This window comes from Aeromicrobium sp. CF3.5, from assembly GCF_051262695.1.
In the GTDB taxonomy this organism is placed as follows: Bacteria; Actinomycetota; Actinomycetes; order Propionibacteriales; family Nocardioidaceae; genus Aeromicrobium.
Genome location: NZ_JBIMEZ010000002.1, coordinates 374194 through 389558 on the forward strand (window position 1 = coordinate 374194; position 15365 = coordinate 389558).

The window sequence follows — 15365 nt, forward strand, 5'->3', positions numbered from 1 at the left end:
TGACTCCGTGACCGTCACGTGGGAGGAGCTCGCCGCTCTTGCTCGCACCCTGCCCGAGACGACCGAGTCCACCTCGTACGGCACCCCGGCCCTGAAGGTGAAGGGGAAGCTGATCGCTCGCCTGCGCACCGATGCCGACGGATCGCTGGCCCTGCGGTGCTCCCTCGACGAGAAGCAGGCATTGGTCGCCGACCCCGATCCGGCGTTCTTCACCACGGCGCACTACGACGGTCACGGGTACGTCCTGGTCGGCCTCGAGCAGGCGGACGCCGAGCAGGTGCGTGAGCTGCTCGATGCCGCCTGGTGGCTGGTCGCACCCGCCCGCGTCCGACAGGCACGGGAGCGGTCGACGTGACGATGATCGCCGCGTGGCTCGCCACGCTGCTGTCGATGCTGGTGCTCCCTCCCCCGGTCGCCGGCGTGGCGGACTACCAGATCGGCGGCGCGTACGAACCGGCCTCAGAGGTCTCGATCGTGACCCGAGACCGCGCCGATCCGCCTGTGCCGGACACGTACTCCATCTGTTACGTCAACGCCTTCCAGACCCAGCCCGGCAGCGACGGGTACTGGGAGCGGGAGCATCCCGACCTGCTGCTGCGCGAGACCGACGGCACGCCGCTGATCGATCCCGACTGGCCGGACGAGGTCATCTTCGACATCGCGACCCCAGCTCAGCGCGACGAGCTGGCCCGTGTCGTCGGAGACTGGTTCGGCGACTGCGCCCGAGACGGCTTCCAGGCCGTCGAACCGGACAATCTCGACAGCTGGACGCGATCGACCGGACTGATCGGCCCCGAGGACACGGCGGCGTTCGCTCGTCTGCTCGTCGAGCAGGCGCACGCCCGCGGGCTGGCCATCGCCCAGAAGAACGCGGTCGAGCTGATCGGTCAGGATCTCGGATTCGACTTCGCTGTCGCCGAGGAGTGCGAGGTCTACCGCGAGTGCGACGACTACGTGAACGAGTTCGACGGCCGGGTGATCGAGATCGAGTACACCGACACCGATCCGGCCGCCTTCGCACGGGCCTGTGCCGCCAGGTCAGGACAGATCTCGATCCTGTGGCGCGACCGCGACGTGGCCCCCGACGGGGCTGAGGACTACGTCTACGAGCACTGCTGAGCACGTGGAAGACTGCCTCCGTGGCCGATCACTACTTCTCCGAGGCGTCCGCCCACGGCGGCAGACGTCACGAGATCACGGCCCAGATCTGGGACCGGAGCCTGTCCTTCACGACTGCGGACGGAGTGTTCAGCCGTGACGGTCTCGATCATGCCACGGCCGTGCTGCTGGCCGAGTCAACTCCCCCGTCCAGCGGGCGGCTGCTCGATCTCGGCTGCGGCTGGGGAGCCATCGCGTGTGCCGTCGCCGCTCACAGCCCCGACGCCGAGGTGTGGGCGGTCGACAGCAATCCCCGCGCCCTGGACCTGACACGCGAGAACGCGACTCGGCACGGCGCCACGGTCCACACCTCGCTACCCGACGGCGTTCCTCCGCACCTGCAGTTCGACTCGATCTGGTCGAACCCACCGATCCGGATCGGCAAGGACGCCCTGCACGAGCTGCTGCTGCGCTGGCTCCCGCACCTGTCGGCCGAGGGGACGGCTCGCCTGGTGGTGGGCAAGAACCTGGGCGCCGACTCCCTGCAGCGCTGGCTGATCGAGCAGGAGTGGCCCACTGAACGGGTCTCCAGCAGCCGCGGCTTCCGCGTGCTGGAGGTTCGACACGCGTAGGTGACACCGCCGTCGCGTCCACTACTCCCACCCACAAAGAACTCCCGGCCGATACGGCCGGGAGTTCCTTGTCGTGCAGGTGCGGGTGGTGCTACTTCGTGTCGTCGGTCTCAGGCGCGACGTCGAGGTTCTCGGCGACCTCGGGGGCCTCCTCGGTGGCCTCGACGACCTCGACGTCCGATCCGAGGTCATCACCGGGGGCGACGTCGTCGGCCGGCTTGTCCTCGACCGTGGTCGGCTCCTCGGCAGCTGCAGGCGCCGCGGCGCGGGGGGCCTTCTGCGTCTGAGCTGCGAAGTCCTTGGCCTCGACGATCTCGATCACGGCCATGGGAGCGTTGTCGCCCTTGCGTGCCGCGATCTTGGTGATGCGCGTGTATCCGCCGGGACGGGTGGCCATGGCCGGACCGATCTCGGTGAACAGCGTGTGCAGGATCGACTTGTCACGAATGACCCTGACGACCTGGCGGCGGTTGGCCACCGTGTCGGTCTTGGCCTTGGTGATCAGCTGCTCGGCGTAGGGACGCAGACGGCGCGCCTTCGCTTCGGTGGTGGTGATCTTGCCGTGCTCGAACAGGTTCTGCGCGAGGTTGGCGAGGATCAGCCGCTGGTGGGAGGGGCTACCGCCGAGGCGAGGTCCCTTGGTGGGCGTGGGCATGAAATGTCTCCAGAATCAATTCGGTGAGCCGGCAGCAATGAGCAAAGCCCGGTTCTGTTGATGAGCAGAGCTCAGTACTGCTCGTCCTCGGCAAAGCTTGCGTCGTCGTCGTACTCGGCCATGGCGGCGGCGGGATCGAATCCAGCCGGGCTGTCCTTGAGACCCAGGCCCATCTCAGCGAGCTTGGCCTTGACCTCGTCGATCGACTTCGAACCGAAGTTTCGAATGTCGAGCAGGTCCTGCTCCGAGCGCGTGATGAGCTCGCCCACGGTGTGGACGCCCTCACGCTTGAGGCAGTTGTAGGAACGAACCGTGAAGTTCAGGTCCTCGATCGGCAGTGCCAGGTCAGCAGCGAGCTGCTCATCGACCGGCGACGGCCCGATGTCGATGCCCTCGGCCTCGACGTTGAGCTCACGCGCCAGACCGAACAGCTCGACCAGGGTCGAACCGGCCGACGCGATGGCGTCGCGCGGCAGCATCGACTTCTTGGTCTCGACATCGACGACCAGACGGTCGAAGTCGGTGCGCTGCTCGACGCGAGTGGCCTCGACCTTGTAGGTCACCTTCAGGACCGGGCTGTAGATCGAGTCGACCGGCATGCGGCCGATCTCTTCGTCGCCGGTCTTGTTCTGAATCGCCGAGACGTACCCGCGGCCGCGCTCGACGACCAGCTCGATCTCGAGGCTGCCCTTGTCGTTCAGGGTCGCCACGTGCAGGTCGGGGTTGTGCACCTCGACGCCGGCGGGAGGAGTGATGTCGGCCGCGGTGGCCACACCCTCGCCGCTCTTGCGCAGGTACATCACGACCGGCTCGTCGATGGTCGAGGAGACCACGAGGTCCTTGAGGTTCAAGATGATCTCGGTGACGTCCTCGGTGACTCCGGGGACGGTCGAGAACTCGTGCAGGACACCATCGACCTTGATCGAGGTGACGGCCGCACCCGGGATCGAGGACAGCAGGGTGCGCCGCATCGAGTTGCCGAGGGTGTAGCCGAAGCCCGGCTCGAGGGGCTCGATGACGAACCGCGAACGGAATTCGTCGACGACCTCTTCGGACAGGACGGGGCGCTGGGCGATCAGCATGTGTGTTTCCTTTCCGGACCGACCACTATTTGAGGGCCCGGGTCATGGTGCGAGATGAGATGGATCAGATCTTCGAGTAGAACTCGACGATCAGCTGTTCGGTGATCGGAACCGTGATCTGCTCACGAACCGGCTTCTGGTGCACGAGGATGCGACCGCGATCGGGCGAGACGTCCATCCAACCCGGAACGGTGTCCGCGTCGTGGGTCTCACGCGCCACGATGAACGGCGTGGTCTCCAGCGACTTGGCCTTCACGTCGATGATGTCGTGCTTGCTGACCTGGTACGACGGGATGTTCGTCTTGATGCCGTTGACCAGGAAGTGACCGTGGGTCACCAGCTGGCGAGCGTGACGACGCGTCCGCGCCAGACCGGAGCGGTACACGACGTTGTCGAGACGGCACTCCAGTGCGACCAGCAGGTTCTCACCGGTCTTGCCGGGCTTGCGGTGCGCGCTCTCGTAGTAGCGACGGAACTGCTTCTCGAGGACGCCGTAGGTGTAGCGCGCCTTCTGCTTCTCGTGCAGCTGGGTGCGGTACTCCGACTCCTTGATGCGCGTGCGACCGTGCATTCCCGGAGGGTAGGGACGCTTCTCGAAGGCGGTGTCGCCGCCGACGAGGTCGACGCCGTAACGGCGCGACTTCTTGGTGATGGGTCCGGTGTAACGGGCCATGGGTCAGAGCCTCCGGTGCTTGGGGGGACGGCAGCCGTTGTGCGGGCTGGGGGTGACGTCGGAGATGGTGCCGACCTCGAGGCCGACTCCGCTCAGCGACCGGATCGCGGTCTCACGTCCCGAGCCGGGGCCCTTGACGAAGACGTCGACCTTCTTCATGCCGTGCTCCATGGCCAGGCGACCGGCGGCCTCGGCCGCCATGCCGGCGGCGTACGGGGTCGACTTGCGCGAGCCCTTGAACCCGACGGTTCCACCCGACGCCCACGCGATCACAGCGCCGCTGGGATCGGTGATGGTGACGTGGGTGTTGTTGAACGTGCTCTTGATGTGGGCTTCGCCCTGAACGACGTTCTTCTTGACCTTGCGGCGCGACTTCTTGGCGCCAGCTGTCTTCGGAGGCATCTAGATCACTTCTTCTTTCCGGAGACGGTGCGCTTGGGGCCCTTGCGGGTGCGCGCGTTGGTCTTGGTGCGCTGACCGCGGACGGGCAGGTGCGCACGGTGACGACGGCCCTGGTAGCTGCCGATCTCCATCTTGCGGCGAATGTCTGCCGTGACGTTGCGGCGAAGATCGCCCTCCGTCTGGTAGTTCGCCTCGATGTGGTCACGCAGCGCGACGAGGTCCTCGTCGGTGAGCTCGTGGACGCGCTTGTCCGGGCTGATGCCGGTGGCGGCGAGGGTCTGGACGGCGCGAGTGCGGCCGATCCCGAATACATAGGTGAGAGCGATCTCGATGCGCTTTTCGCGCGGGAGGTCAACTCCTACGAGGCGTGCCATCTGGGGCAGTTCCTTCCGTTCGGCGAGGTGTTGGCGCCTGATGCACCCCGACTGCCTCCCAGATGTTCGGTGATCTGGAGTCGGGCCCCGGCCTACGCTCCGGAGGTGACCCGCCGCACCGAGGTGTGGCGGGAGCTATCAGACGTTCAGTGCTCCTGCGCGGAGCTGTGCTGGTGAAGAGGAATTTTCTGCTTCAGCCCTGGCGCTGCTTGTGCCGCGGGTTGCTGTTGCAGATGACCATGACGCGGCCGTGGCGACGAATCACCTTGCAGCTGTCACAGATTCTCTTCACGCTCGGATTGACCTTCATGGTTTCTCTTTCGGGTCCTGAACGTGGTGGATGTTCACTTGTAGCGGTACACGATGCGACCGCGACTGAGGTCGTACGGCGAGAGCTCAACGACCACACGATCCTCGGGGAGGATACGGATGTAGTGCTGACGCATCTTGCCGCTGATGTGAGCGAGCACCTTGTGCCCGTTCTGCAGCTCGACACGGAACATCGCGTTGGGCAGTGCCTCGACTACGGCACCCTCCATCTCGATGACGCCTTCTTTTTTCCCCATGACCTCTTCTTCGGTTGCTTCGATGTCTGCGACCTGAGCACACGACTGACCCGTGCTCGAGGCAATCGCCTCGCGAGACAGTACGCAGACCTATCAGGCCGACTCTCGATTCTATGCAATCAGGCCGCCAGACTCAAATCGTGCGCGATCGATGAGTCGCGACAGCACGATGGAGGTGTCGGTGTGCGCGATGTTGACGACCTCGACGCGCACCCGCTCGAGGGCCTGCTCGAGGTCGCGCACATCGCGCGCGACGATCCGCAGGATCGCGTCGGCCTGGCCCGAGACGGTCGCTGCCGAGTGCACCTCGGGCACCCGCGCGAAGGCTCTCCTCAGCTCATCGGGCGAGACTGCTCCCTGGCAGTGCACCTCCACGTACGCCTCGGTCGTCCACCCCATCGCGGCTGGGTCGATCACTGCGGTGAATCCCCTGATCACCCCGTCACCCACCAGCCGGTCCGTGCGGCGCTTGACCGCTGGCGCGGACAGCCCCACCTCGTCGCCGATGGCGGCATAGCTGGCCCGGCCATCCTCGAGCAGGCAATCGATGATGCGGCGATCCAGAACGTCCATCTGGTCAGTATCGCAAGAAATCACCGAGTTCGAGCGATGGACGCAAGAAACTTGTTCTGTGACGCACAGTTTCAGCCTCGAGGCTGAGCCGGTCAGCCGCCTAGGCTGATCCCAGTGTTCGAATCATCGATGCAGCACGCCCGGAGGCCATCTCGTGACCGTTCTCGACACCCGCGTCCGACCGTTCGCCGCACGCGAACCGCGCACCCGCCATTACGTGATGTGCGCGCCGGACCACTTCGCCGTCGAGTACTCGATCAACCCGTGGATGAACCCCGACGTGCCAGTTGACACCACCCTGGCCCGCCAACAGTGGGACGACCTGCGCGCCACCTATCAGCGACTGGGCCACCGGGTCGACGTCATCGACCCTGCGCCCGGCCAGCCCGACATGGTCTTCGCGGCGAACGGTGGACTCGTGGTGGGTGACCGCGCCTACGGGGCCAGGTTTACCTACCCCGAGCGCGCTGCCGAGGCGGGCGTCTTCGCGACCTGGCTACGCACCCAGGGCCTCATCGTGACGGACCCGTCCCACACCAACGAAGGTGAAGGCGACTTCCTGGCGCTCGGATCGATGATCCTGGCCGGTACCGGCTTTCGCACCAGCATCGCTGCGCACATCGAGGCCGCGGCGGCACTGGACCGCCCCGTCGTCTCCCTCGAGCTCGTCGACCCGCGGTTCTACCACCTCGACACGGCCCTGGCGGTCCTCGACGACGGCAACGGCGATGCTGCGAGCAACGTCGCCTACTACCCGGGCGCCTTCAGCCCGCACAGTCGGCGTGCCCTGCGCGACCTGTTTCCCGAGGCGATCATCGCGACCGAGGCGGATGCTGCGGTGCTGGGCCTCAATGCCGTCAGCGACGGCCAGCACGTGGTCCTGCCGTCACAGGCCCATCAGCTGGCCGAACAGCTCGACCAGCGAGGCTACCTCCCCGTGCCGATCGACCTCTCGGAGTTCCTCAAGTCCGGGGGCAGCGTCAAGTGCTGCACCATGGAACGTCACCGCTGAGACCACATTTGCAACAACCTTCACACCCGTCACATATTTCACGTACCCTGTCGGAGTGTCTCGGACCCGATCGCTTCTTCCCGTGTTATTGCTGATGGCTCTCATCACTCCCCTCGGACGCGCAGATGCCGCCGTCTCGATGCTCTGCACCGGGTACTCCGCGTGCGCCTCGGGGGGCTACAGCGACGGCGGGTACGCCAAGAAGCAGGGCACCAGCTACTGGGCCATGTACACCGGCACCAACTGCACCAACTACGTGGCCTACCGCCTCGTCACGACCAACGGCATGCCCAACCTTCGGCCGGCAGCCGGGGTCGGCAACGCCCGCGACTGGGGCACCACGATGGCCTCGATCACCAACTCGACTCCGACGGTCGGCTCCGTGGCGTGGTGGGGAAGCGGCGTCGGCGGCAACCACGTGGCCTACGTGGAGAAGGTCGTGTCCTCGACCGAGATCTGGGTGTCGGAGTCGAACTGGTCGGGAGCCTTCGACTGGCGCAAGATCACCAAGACCGGGTCAGGATGGCCCCAGGGCTTCATCCACTTCGCCGACAAAGCGACGACTCCGACCACTCCGACCCCCGCCCCTGCCAAGCCGATGACGATCAGCCAGGCACCCGAGATGTCGGGTATCCCCACCGTCGGCGTCCCGCTCTCGGTCGGCAGCGGCACCTGGTCGCCCGCGTCCTCGGCCACGACGTACTCCTACCAGTGGATGCTCGATCGCCGCGCGGTGTCCGGTGGCACCTCCAGCACGTTCACGCCCACCGAGGCCATGCTCGGTCGCAGCCTGTCGGTCAAGGTCACCGCGAAGCGATCCGGGTACACCACCACCTCGACCACGGTCCACGGCGTCGACGTCTGGCCCGTGACCCTGCGCCAGCAGCAGGCGCCGACGATCTCGGGATCACCGCAGGTGGGACAACGCCTGAGCGTCTCATCCGGCGTCTGGTTCCCCCAGCCGGACGAGCACGCATACCGCTGGCTCGCCAACGGTGTCGTGATCACGGGTGCGACCGGCGCGAGCTTCACACCCACAGCTGCCCACCGCGGCCAGAAGGTGACCGCCGAGGTCACCGCCCGGCACCCCGACTACGACCAAGTCGTCGCGAGGACCGTGCCGACCGCGGCCGTCGCACCCTGACCCGCACCCAGCGAGGCTCCATCCCCGCGATGGTCGGGTCAGCGACCGCCGAAGGGGATGCCCATGGCCTCGAGGCGCGCACGACCGCCGTCTTCGGCGGTCAGGACCCACGTCCCCGTGCTGGTCAGCGTGAAGGTGTGCTCGAAGTGGGCGGAGCGACTGCCGTCCAACGTCACCATCGTCCAGTCATCGGCCAGGGTGCGGTTGTCGTCCGTGCCCAGCGTGACCATCGGCTCGACGGCCAGCACCAGGCCCTCGACCAGCTTGGCGGTGCGGCCCCGCGAGGCAACGTTCGGCACCCAGGGTGGCTGGTGCATCGCCGTGCCGATGCCGTGTCCGGTCAGACCGTCGGCAATGCCGTACTCCCCCGCCGACGTGATGGACCGTTCGATGGCGGCGCTGATGTCACCGACGCGGCCGCCCAGGCTCGCTGCCGCGATTCCGTCCCACAACGCCTGCTCGGTGACCCGCATCAGCTCGCGTTGCGCCTCGTCGACCTCTCCGATCGCGAACGTGATCGCAGCGTCACCGTGCCATCCGTCGATGATCGCGCCGCAGTCGACCGACACCAGGTCACCGTCCGCCAGGACCCGTCGCCCGGGGATGCCGTGCACGACCTCGTCGTTGACCGAAGTACAGATGACTCCGGGAAATCCTCCGTGCCCGGCGTCATCGGCCCCGTAGTCCAGAAAGTTGGAGGTGGCGCCGTGCTGCGCGATGGATGTGCGCGCCACCTGATCCAGATCGGCGGTCGTCATGCCCGCCACGGCCTGCTCGCGCACCGCGCGCAGGGTCGCTTCGACGACCAGCCCCGCTCGACGCATCAGGTCGATCTCGGCTGGCTTCTTCAGCTCGAGCCGTTCGCGGAACGCCATGGATCGTGAGAATCAGGCCGGGAGCACGACGTCGATACGTGCCGCGACCTCGTCGACCGTGCCGATGCCATTGACCTGGAGCAGCAGGTCACGCTGGTCGTAGACCTCGAGCAGAGGTGCGGTCTCGGCGGTGTAGACCTCTTGCCGCTTGCGGACGACGTCTTCGGTGTCGTCGACACGGCCACTGGTCTCAGCCCGCTTGAGCAGCCGGCCGATCAGCTCCTCGGGATCGACGACCAGCTCGACCACTCCGTCGAGCTGCTGACCGAGCTCGCCGAGGATCGAGTCGAGCGTCGAGACCTGATCGAGCGTGCGTGGATACCCGTCGAGGATGAACGCGTCGCGGGCGTCGTCGCGCGCCAGCCGGTCGCGGACCATGGCGTTGGTGACCTCATCGGGCACGTAGTCACCCGCGTCCATGTACCGCTGAGCCTCGCGACCCAGCTCGGTGTGGTCCTTGACGTTGGCCCGGAAGATGTCTCCGGTGGAGATGTGCGCCCCACCGATCCGCTCGGCCAGCGAGACCGCCTGGGTCCCCTTGCCAGCACCCGGTGGTCCCATGATGAGCAGTCGCATCAGCGCAGGAACCCTTCGTAGTTGCGCTGCTGGAGCTGCGCCTCGATCTGCTTGACCGTGTCCAGCCCAACACCCACGATGATCAAGATCGTGGTGCCGCCGAACGGGAAGTTCTGACTGGCGTCCAACAAGGCGATGGCGATCATCGGGATCAACGCGATGAAGCCCAGGTACAGAGCGCCGGGAGCGGTGATGCGACTCAGCACGTACCCCAGGTAGTCCTGCGTCGGCTGGCCGGCTCGGATGCCCGGGATGAAGCCCCCGTACTTGCGCATGTTGTCAGCGACCTCCTCGGGATTGAACGTGATCGACACGTAGAAGTACGTGAAGAACACGATCAGAGCAAAGAAGGTGATCATGTAGTACGGGTGATCGCCGCGCACGAAGTGATCATTGATGAAGGCCGTGTACGGCGCCTCAGGATTGAACTGGGCCAGCAGCGCCGGCAGGTACAACAGGCTCGAGGCGAAGATCACCGGGATGATGCCAGCCTGGTTGACCTTGAGCGGGATGTACGTGGACGAACCGCCAAACATGCGCCGGCCGACCATGCGCTTGGCGTACTGCACCGGGATGCGGCGCTGGGCCTGCTCGATGAAGATGACGCCGGCCACCACGATCAGACCGACCATGCACACCAGGATGAACGTGGTCCAGCCCTGGGTCTGGCGAATCTGCCACAGCGCTCCGGGGAAGGTCGCGACGACCTGCGTGAAGATCAGGATCGACATGCCGTTGCCCACACCACGGTCGGTGATGAGCTCGCCGAGCCACATGATGACGGCGGTGCCCGCGACCATCGTGGTCACGATCAGCAGGAACGCCGGGATGCTGTCGGGGCTGTACAGCACGTCGAGATTGCAGGCCCCGCCGAACAGGTTGCCGCTGCGCGCCAGCGCCACGATGCCGGTCGCCTGCAGGATCGCCAGGCCCAGCGTGAGATAGCGCGTGTACTGAGTGATCTTGGTCTGGCCGGCCTGGCCCTCCTTCTTGAGCGCCTCGAGTCGCGGAATGACCACGACGAGCAGCTGCAAGATGATGCTGGCGGTGATGTAGGGCATGATGCCGAGCGCGAAGACGGTCAGCTGCAGCAGGGCGCCACCGGAGAAGACGTTGATCAGCGAGAACAGGCTGCTGTTCTCACCCTGCGTGGCGAGGTCCACGCACTGGCGAACGTTGCTCAGATTGATGCCGGGAGCCGGCGTGGTTGAACCGATCCGGAACAGCACGATGACGCCGAGGACGAACAACAGTTTCTTGCGCAGGTCAGGTGTCCTGAACGCTTGCGCGAAGGCGGTGAGCACCGGTGTTCCTCCCGAGGGAAATGCATCGTGAGATGACGACATGATCCGGGCGGACGACCCGCCGGGACGACTCTAACAGTGATGCAGAACGGCGGGCCCCCCTCAGGGAGCCCGCCGCACTGCTCAGACGTGCTGGATCACAGCTCGGTGACCGAGCCGCCAGCTGCTTCGATCTTGGACCTGGCCGAAGCGGAGAACTTGTCGGCGGTCACCTGGACCGCGACGGAGATCTCACCCTGGCCGAGCACCTTGACCGGGTGACCCTTGCGGACCGCACCGTTCGCGACGAGACCTGCGACGTCGATGGTGCCACCGGACGGGAACAACAGCTCGAGGCGATCGAGGTTCACGACCTGGTACTGGACGCGGAACGGGTTCTTGAACCCCTTCAGCTTCGGCAGGCGCATGTGGATGGGCGTCTGCCCACCCTCGAAGCCGGCCGGGACCTGATACCGGGCCTTGGTGCCCTTGGTGCCGCGACCAGCGGTCTTGCCCTTGGAGGCCTCACCGCGACCCACACGGGTCTTGGCCGTCTTGGCGCCGGGAGCGGGACGCAGGTGATGCAGTTTGAGCGTCATGTCAGTCAACCTCCTTGATGTCCACGAGGTGCGAGATGGCGTCGACCATGCCGCGGAACTCAGGACGATCTTCCTTGACGACGACGTCGCCGATGCGCTTGAGACCCAGCGAGCGCAGGGTGTCGCGCTGATTCTGCCGGCGACCCACCCCCGAGCGCACCTGGGTGACTTGGAGCCTGGTCATCGTGACGCCACCGCCTCGTTGGCCGACGAGTCAGCCTCGGCCTTGGCATCCTCGATACCGAGAGCCTTGGCCTTGAGCAGAGCCGCCGGAGCGACCTCCTCGACCGTCAGTCCGCGACGCTGAGCGACCATCTCGGGCGACTCGAGCAGGCGAAGCGCCGCCACCGTGGCATGCACGATGTTGATGGCATTGGACGATCCCAGCGACTTGCTGAGCACGTCGTGGATGCCAGCGGCCTCCAGCACTGCACGCACCGGGCCACCGGCGATGACGCCGGTACCGGGGGACGCGGGACGCAGGAACACGACGCCTGCGGCCTTCTCACCCTGCACGGGGTGCGGGATGGTGCCCTGGATGCGCGGGACGCGGAAGAAGGACTTCTTCGCCTCCTCGACACCCTTGGAGATCGCCGTGGGGACCTCCTTGGCCTTGCCGTAGCCGATGCCGACCTGTCCGTCGCCGTCTCCGACGATCACCAGGGCGGTGAAGCTGAAGCGACGACCACCCTTGACGACCTTGGAGACACGATTGATCGTGACGACCTTCTCGATGTAGTTCGACTTCTCGGCTCCGCGATCTCCTCGACCGCGTCCGCCTCCGCCTCCGCGGCGCTGCTGCCCGCTCATGCGGCACTCCTTCGGTTAATGGTGTGGGTCATCATCAGAACTCCAGCCCACCTTCGCGCGCGCCGTCGGCGAGCGCCTGGACACGTCCGGCGTACTGGTTGCCGGCGCGGTCGAAGACCACGGTGGCGATACCAGCGGCCTTGGCACGATCGGCCACGAGCTCGCCGACCTTCTTGGCCTTGGCGGTCTTGTCACCGTCGAGGCCGCGCAGATCAGCTTCCATGGTCGAGGCGGAGGCCAGCGTGCGGCCCTCGAGGTCGTTGACGACCTGGGCGACCATGTGCTTGCTGGAACGAGTGATGACCAGGCGGGGACGCTCGGCCGATCCCTCGATGCGCTTGCGGCCGCGGATCTGACGACGGCGACGCGACGCGGTGCGAGCACTGGTGTGCTTGGCGCGATTGATTGAGATACCCATGGCTTACTTACCAGCCTTTCCGACCTTGCGGCGGACATGTTCGCCGGCGTAACGCACGCCCTTGCCCTTGTAGGGCTCAGGCTTGCGGATCTTGCGGATGTTCGCGGCAACCTCACCGACGGCCTGCTTGTCGATGCCGATGACCGAGAACTTGGTGGGCGACTCGACCGCGAAGGTGATGCCTTCGGGCGCGTCGACCGGGACCGGGTGGCTGAAGCCGAGAGCGAACTCCAGAGCCGTGGGGCCCTTCGCCTGGACGCGGTAACCGACGCCGACGATCTCGAGCTTCTTCTCGTAGCCGTCGGTGACACCGACGACCATGTTGTTGATCAGAGTGCGCGACAGACCATGCAGCGACTTGTTGTCGCGGTGATCGTCGGGACGCTCGACCGCGAGCTCACCGTCGTCGTTCTTGCTGACGGTGATCGGCTCGGCGACCGTGAGCGACAGCTCACCCTTGGGGCCCTTGACGCGAACGTCCTGGCCCTCGATGGTGACCTCCACGCCGCTGGGCACGGGAACGGGGTACTTGCCAATGCGTGACATCTCAATCCCCCGTTACCAGACGTAGGCGAGGACTTCCCCACCTACGCCCTTCTGGTTGGCCTGGCGGTCTGTGAGCAGACCCTGGCTGGTCGAGATGATCGCCACGCCGAGGCCACCGAGGACCTTGGGCAGGGCGGTCGACTTCGCGTAGACACGCAGGCCGGGCTTGCTGATGCGCCGGATTCCGGCGATCGAGCGCTCGCGATGCGGTCCGTACTTAAGGGTGATGGTCAAGGTCTTGCTGACCTCGCCGTCTGTCGGGTCAGCGACGTCGATGGCAGTGATGAAACCCTCTTGCTTCAAGATGTCGGCAACGCCGGCCTTGAGCTTTGAGTATGGCATCGACACGCTGTCGTGGTACGCCTGATTACCGTTGCGAACACGCGTGAGCATGTCCGCGATCGGATCTGTCATGGTCATTGCTGTGATTCCGTTCCTGCCGTGGTTTCCCGGAGGACCTTCGGCGGTTGTGAGGAGAAAAAGATCGTCAAGAACTCGTGGGTCACCACGAAGACTTCGTGACTCCCGGCAGCTCGCCGCGGTGCGCCATCTCGCGCAAGCAGATTCGGCACAGGCCGAACTTGATGTACACGGAGCGGGGGCGGCCGCAGCGCTGGCAGCGCGTGTAGCCACGCACCTTGAACTTGGGCTTCTTGGCAGCCTTGTTCCTCAGACCAGTCTTCGCCATGTCGGGTCTCCCTTACTTCTCGGCGTAGGGGAAGCCGAGCAGCTTGAGCAGCGCGCGTCCCTCGTCGTCGTTGGTGGCCGTCGTGACGACGGTGATGTCCATGCCGCGCGAGCGGTCGATCTTGTCCTGGTCGATCTCGTGGAACATGACCTGCTCGGTCAGACCGAACGTGTAGTTGCCGCGCCCGTCGAACTGCTTGGGCGACAAGCCGCGGAAGTCGCGGATGCGGGGCAGCGCGAGCGTCAGCAGACGGTCGAGGAACTCCCACATGCGATCGCCGCGCAGCGTGACGTGCGTGCCGATCGGCATGCCCTCACGCAGCTTGAACTGGGCGATCGACTTGCGTGCCTTGGTGACCGACGGCTTCTGGCCGGTGATCGCCGTGAGGTCGCGGATGGCGCCCTCGATCAGCTTGCCGTCGCGGGCAGCCTCGCCGACACCCATGTTGACGACGATCTTGGTCAGTCCGGGAACCTGCATGACGTTCGAGAAACCGAACTGCTCGTGCAGGGCCGGGAGGATCTCGGCGCGGTACTTCTCCTTCAGGCGCGGCACCGTGGATGCAGCGACCTCGGGGCTACCGGCGATGGAGTCTGTGTCAGCCATGCTCAGATCTCCTTTCCGGTGCTCTTGGCGATACGCACGCTGCGCTTCGCCGGGTAGGTGCTGCCGTCGGGACGGGTCTTGGTGATGTCGTCGCGGCGGAATCCCACGCGGGTGGGCTCCTTGTCGGCGAGCAGCATGACGTTGGAGATGTGGATGGCGGCTTCGCTGGTGATGATGCCGCCCGTGCCTGCGCCGCCGGCCTGAGCCGACTTGGTGTGGCGCTGGACGCGGTTGACGCCCTCGACCACGACGCGCTGCTTCTCGGCGAAGACGTCGAGGACCGCTCCGGTCACTCCCTTGTCCTTGCCAGCGATGACCTTGACCTGGTCACCCTTCTTGATGCTGACGCTCGATGAGTTCGAGCTAGCCTTGGTGGCCATGTCAGAGCACCTCCGGTGCGAGAGAAATGATGCGCATGAACTTCTTGTCGCGCAATTCACGACCGACGGGGCCGAAGATGCGCGTACCGCGCGGGTCTCCATCGGTCTTGAGGATGACTGCTGCGTTCTCGTCGAACTTGATGTACGAACCATCGGGACGACGGCGCTCCTTGACGGTGCGCACGATCACAGCCTTGACGACCTCCCCCTTCTTGACGTTTCCGCCGGGGATGGCGTCCTTGACAGTGGCGACGATCGTGTCGCCGATGCCGGCGTAGCGCCGACCTGAGCCACCGAGCACGCGGATGCAGAGGATTTCCTTTGCACCAGTGTTGTCGGCGACCTTGACTCGCGACTCTTGCTGAATCATCGG

26 protein-coding genes are annotated in these 15365 nt (G+C 65.7%); 5 read left to right on the forward strand and 21 right to left on the reverse strand.

The annotated features are described in order from the left end of the window. The first annotated feature begins 7 nt into the window (after positions 1-7). The 3 genes from ACHAA3_RS05380 to ACHAA3_RS05390 are packed head-to-tail and all read left to right on the forward strand — an operon-like array spanning position 8 to position 1730. A complete protein-coding gene (locus ACHAA3_RS05380) occupies positions 8-355 on the forward strand; it encodes an MmcQ/YjbR family DNA-binding protein (RefSeq protein WP_435707920.1) in 348 nt (115 codons plus the stop codon). 2 nt (positions 356-357) lie between these two features. Then, entirely contained in the window at positions 358-1119 is a 762-nt protein-coding gene (locus tag ACHAA3_RS05385; protein ID WP_435708217.1) for an endo alpha-1,4 polygalactosaminidase, read from the forward strand. Positions 1120-1139: 20 nt separating this feature from the next. Continuing rightward, complete coding sequence (locus ACHAA3_RS05390; RefSeq protein ID WP_435707921.1) at positions 1140-1730, forward strand: class I SAM-dependent methyltransferase; 591 nt, start codon at positions 1140-1142, stop codon at positions 1728-1730. A gap of 91 nt (positions 1731-1821) precedes the next feature. Here the strand turns inward: ACHAA3_RS05390 and rplQ are convergent, their stop codons facing one another. From rplQ to ACHAA3_RS05430, 8 genes are all read right to left on the reverse strand, one after another. Then, a complete protein-coding gene (gene rplQ / locus ACHAA3_RS05395) occupies positions 1822-2385 on the reverse strand; it encodes a 50S ribosomal protein L17 (RefSeq protein WP_435707922.1) in 564 nt (187 codons plus the stop codon). Positions 2386-2456: 71 nt separating this feature from the next. Beyond that, positions 2457-3467 carry a DNA-directed RNA polymerase subunit alpha gene (locus ACHAA3_RS05400; protein ID WP_435707923.1) on the reverse strand — a complete coding sequence of 337 codons (1011 nt, stop codon included), beginning with the start codon at positions 3465-3467 and terminating at the stop codon, positions 2457-2459. A 64-nt stretch (positions 3468-3531) separates the two neighbouring features. Next, on the reverse strand, positions 3532-4140 hold the full coding sequence (gene rpsD, locus ACHAA3_RS05405; RefSeq protein WP_435707924.1) for a 30S ribosomal protein S4: 609 nt from the start codon (positions 4138-4140) through the stop codon (positions 3532-3534). Positions 4141-4143: 3 nt separating this feature from the next. After that, positions 4144-4542: a 30S ribosomal protein S11 gene (gene rpsK, locus ACHAA3_RS05410; protein WP_435707925.1), complete on the reverse strand. Its 399-nt coding sequence runs from the start codon at positions 4540-4542 to the stop codon at positions 4144-4146. A gap of 5 nt (positions 4543-4547) precedes the next feature. Beyond that, a complete protein-coding gene (gene rpsM, locus ACHAA3_RS05415; protein ID WP_435707926.1) occupies positions 4548-4916 on the reverse strand; it encodes a 30S ribosomal protein S13 in 369 nt (122 codons plus the stop codon). Positions 4917-5109: 193 nt separating this feature from the next. Then, on the reverse strand, positions 5110-5226 hold the full coding sequence (rpmJ, locus tag ACHAA3_RS05420) for a 50S ribosomal protein L36 (RefSeq protein ID WP_435707927.1): 117 nt from the start codon (positions 5224-5226) through the stop codon (positions 5110-5112). A gap of 34 nt (positions 5227-5260) precedes the next feature. Then, positions 5261-5482 carry a translation initiation factor IF-1 gene (gene infA, locus ACHAA3_RS05425; RefSeq protein ID WP_435707928.1) on the reverse strand — a complete coding sequence of 74 codons (222 nt, stop codon included), beginning with the start codon at positions 5480-5482 and terminating at the stop codon, positions 5261-5263. Positions 5483-5593: 111 nt separating this feature from the next. Further along, positions 5594-6055, reverse strand: a complete 462-nt coding sequence (locus tag ACHAA3_RS05430) for an Lrp/AsnC family transcriptional regulator (RefSeq protein ID WP_435707929.1) — start codon at positions 6053-6055, stop codon at positions 5594-5596. Between the two features lie 154 nt (positions 6056-6209). On the opposite strand from ACHAA3_RS05430, the gene ddaH reads away from it, so the two are divergent. Next, complete coding sequence (gene ddaH, locus ACHAA3_RS05435; RefSeq protein ID WP_435707930.1) at positions 6210-7067, forward strand: dimethylargininase; 858 nt, start codon at positions 6210-6212, stop codon at positions 7065-7067. An 82-nt stretch (positions 7068-7149) separates the two neighbouring features. Beyond that, positions 7150-8211: a CHAP domain-containing protein gene (locus tag ACHAA3_RS05440; protein WP_435707931.1), complete on the forward strand. Its 1062-nt coding sequence runs from the start codon at positions 7150-7152 to the stop codon at positions 8209-8211. A 38-nt stretch (positions 8212-8249) separates the two neighbouring features. On the opposite strand, the gene map is transcribed toward ACHAA3_RS05440, so the two are convergent. The 13 genes from map to rplN all read right to left on the reverse strand — a co-directional run bounded on the left by map (position 8250) and on the right by rplN (position 15362). Further along, on the reverse strand, positions 8250-9086 hold the full coding sequence (gene map, locus ACHAA3_RS05445; protein WP_435707932.1) for a type I methionyl aminopeptidase: 837 nt from the start codon (positions 9084-9086) through the stop codon (positions 8250-8252). A gap of 12 nt (positions 9087-9098) precedes the next feature. Then, positions 9099-9662, reverse strand: a complete 564-nt coding sequence (locus ACHAA3_RS05450) for an adenylate kinase (protein WP_435707933.1) — start codon at positions 9660-9662, stop codon at positions 9099-9101. After that, entirely contained in the window at positions 9662-10966 is a 1305-nt protein-coding gene (gene secY, locus ACHAA3_RS05455; RefSeq protein ID WP_435708218.1) for a preprotein translocase subunit SecY, read from the reverse strand. The genes ACHAA3_RS05450 and secY overlap by 1 nt, the downstream gene beginning before the upstream one ends. A gap of 137 nt (positions 10967-11103) precedes the next feature. After that, positions 11104-11544, reverse strand: a complete 441-nt coding sequence (rplO, locus tag ACHAA3_RS05460) for a 50S ribosomal protein L15 (protein ID WP_435707934.1) — start codon at positions 11542-11544, stop codon at positions 11104-11106. A 1-nt stretch (position 11545) separates the two neighbouring features. Continuing rightward, positions 11546-11728 carry a 50S ribosomal protein L30 gene (rpmD, locus tag ACHAA3_RS05465; protein WP_435707935.1) on the reverse strand — a complete coding sequence of 61 codons (183 nt, stop codon included), beginning with the start codon at positions 11726-11728 and terminating at the stop codon, positions 11546-11548. Next, positions 11725-12354: a 30S ribosomal protein S5 gene (rpsE, locus tag ACHAA3_RS05470; RefSeq protein ID WP_435707936.1), complete on the reverse strand. Its 630-nt coding sequence runs from the start codon at positions 12352-12354 to the stop codon at positions 11725-11727. The genes rpmD and rpsE overlap by 4 nt, the downstream gene beginning before the upstream one ends. 34 nt (positions 12355-12388) lie before the next feature. Beyond that, positions 12389-12772, reverse strand: a complete 384-nt coding sequence (gene rplR / locus ACHAA3_RS05475; RefSeq protein WP_435707937.1) for a 50S ribosomal protein L18 — start codon at positions 12770-12772, stop codon at positions 12389-12391. Between the two features lie 3 nt (positions 12773-12775). Next, positions 12776-13318, reverse strand: a complete 543-nt coding sequence (gene rplF, locus ACHAA3_RS05480; RefSeq protein ID WP_435707938.1) for a 50S ribosomal protein L6 — start codon at positions 13316-13318, stop codon at positions 12776-12778. Positions 13319-13330: 12 nt separating this feature from the next. Continuing rightward, positions 13331-13738 carry a 30S ribosomal protein S8 gene (rpsH, locus tag ACHAA3_RS05485; protein WP_435707940.1) on the reverse strand — a complete coding sequence of 136 codons (408 nt, stop codon included), beginning with the start codon at positions 13736-13738 and terminating at the stop codon, positions 13331-13333. Between the two features lie 82 nt (positions 13739-13820). Next, positions 13821-14006 carry a type Z 30S ribosomal protein S14 gene (locus ACHAA3_RS05490; protein ID WP_435707941.1) on the reverse strand — a complete coding sequence of 62 codons (186 nt, stop codon included), beginning with the start codon at positions 14004-14006 and terminating at the stop codon, positions 13821-13823. 12 nt (positions 14007-14018) lie between these two features. Next, positions 14019-14612 carry a 50S ribosomal protein L5 gene (gene rplE / locus ACHAA3_RS05495; RefSeq protein ID WP_435707942.1) on the reverse strand — a complete coding sequence of 198 codons (594 nt, stop codon included), beginning with the start codon at positions 14610-14612 and terminating at the stop codon, positions 14019-14021. 2 nt (positions 14613-14614) lie between these two features. Beyond that, positions 14615-14992 (reverse strand): 50S ribosomal protein L24, encoded by a 378-nt coding sequence (gene rplX / locus ACHAA3_RS05500; protein ID WP_435707944.1) that lies wholly within the window; start codon positions 14990-14992, stop codon positions 14615-14617. 1 nt (position 14993) lies between these two features. Then, positions 14994-15362: a 50S ribosomal protein L14 gene (gene rplN / locus ACHAA3_RS05505; RefSeq protein ID WP_435707945.1), complete on the reverse strand. Its 369-nt coding sequence runs from the start codon at positions 15360-15362 to the stop codon at positions 14994-14996. Positions 15363-15365: the final 3 nt, after the last annotated feature.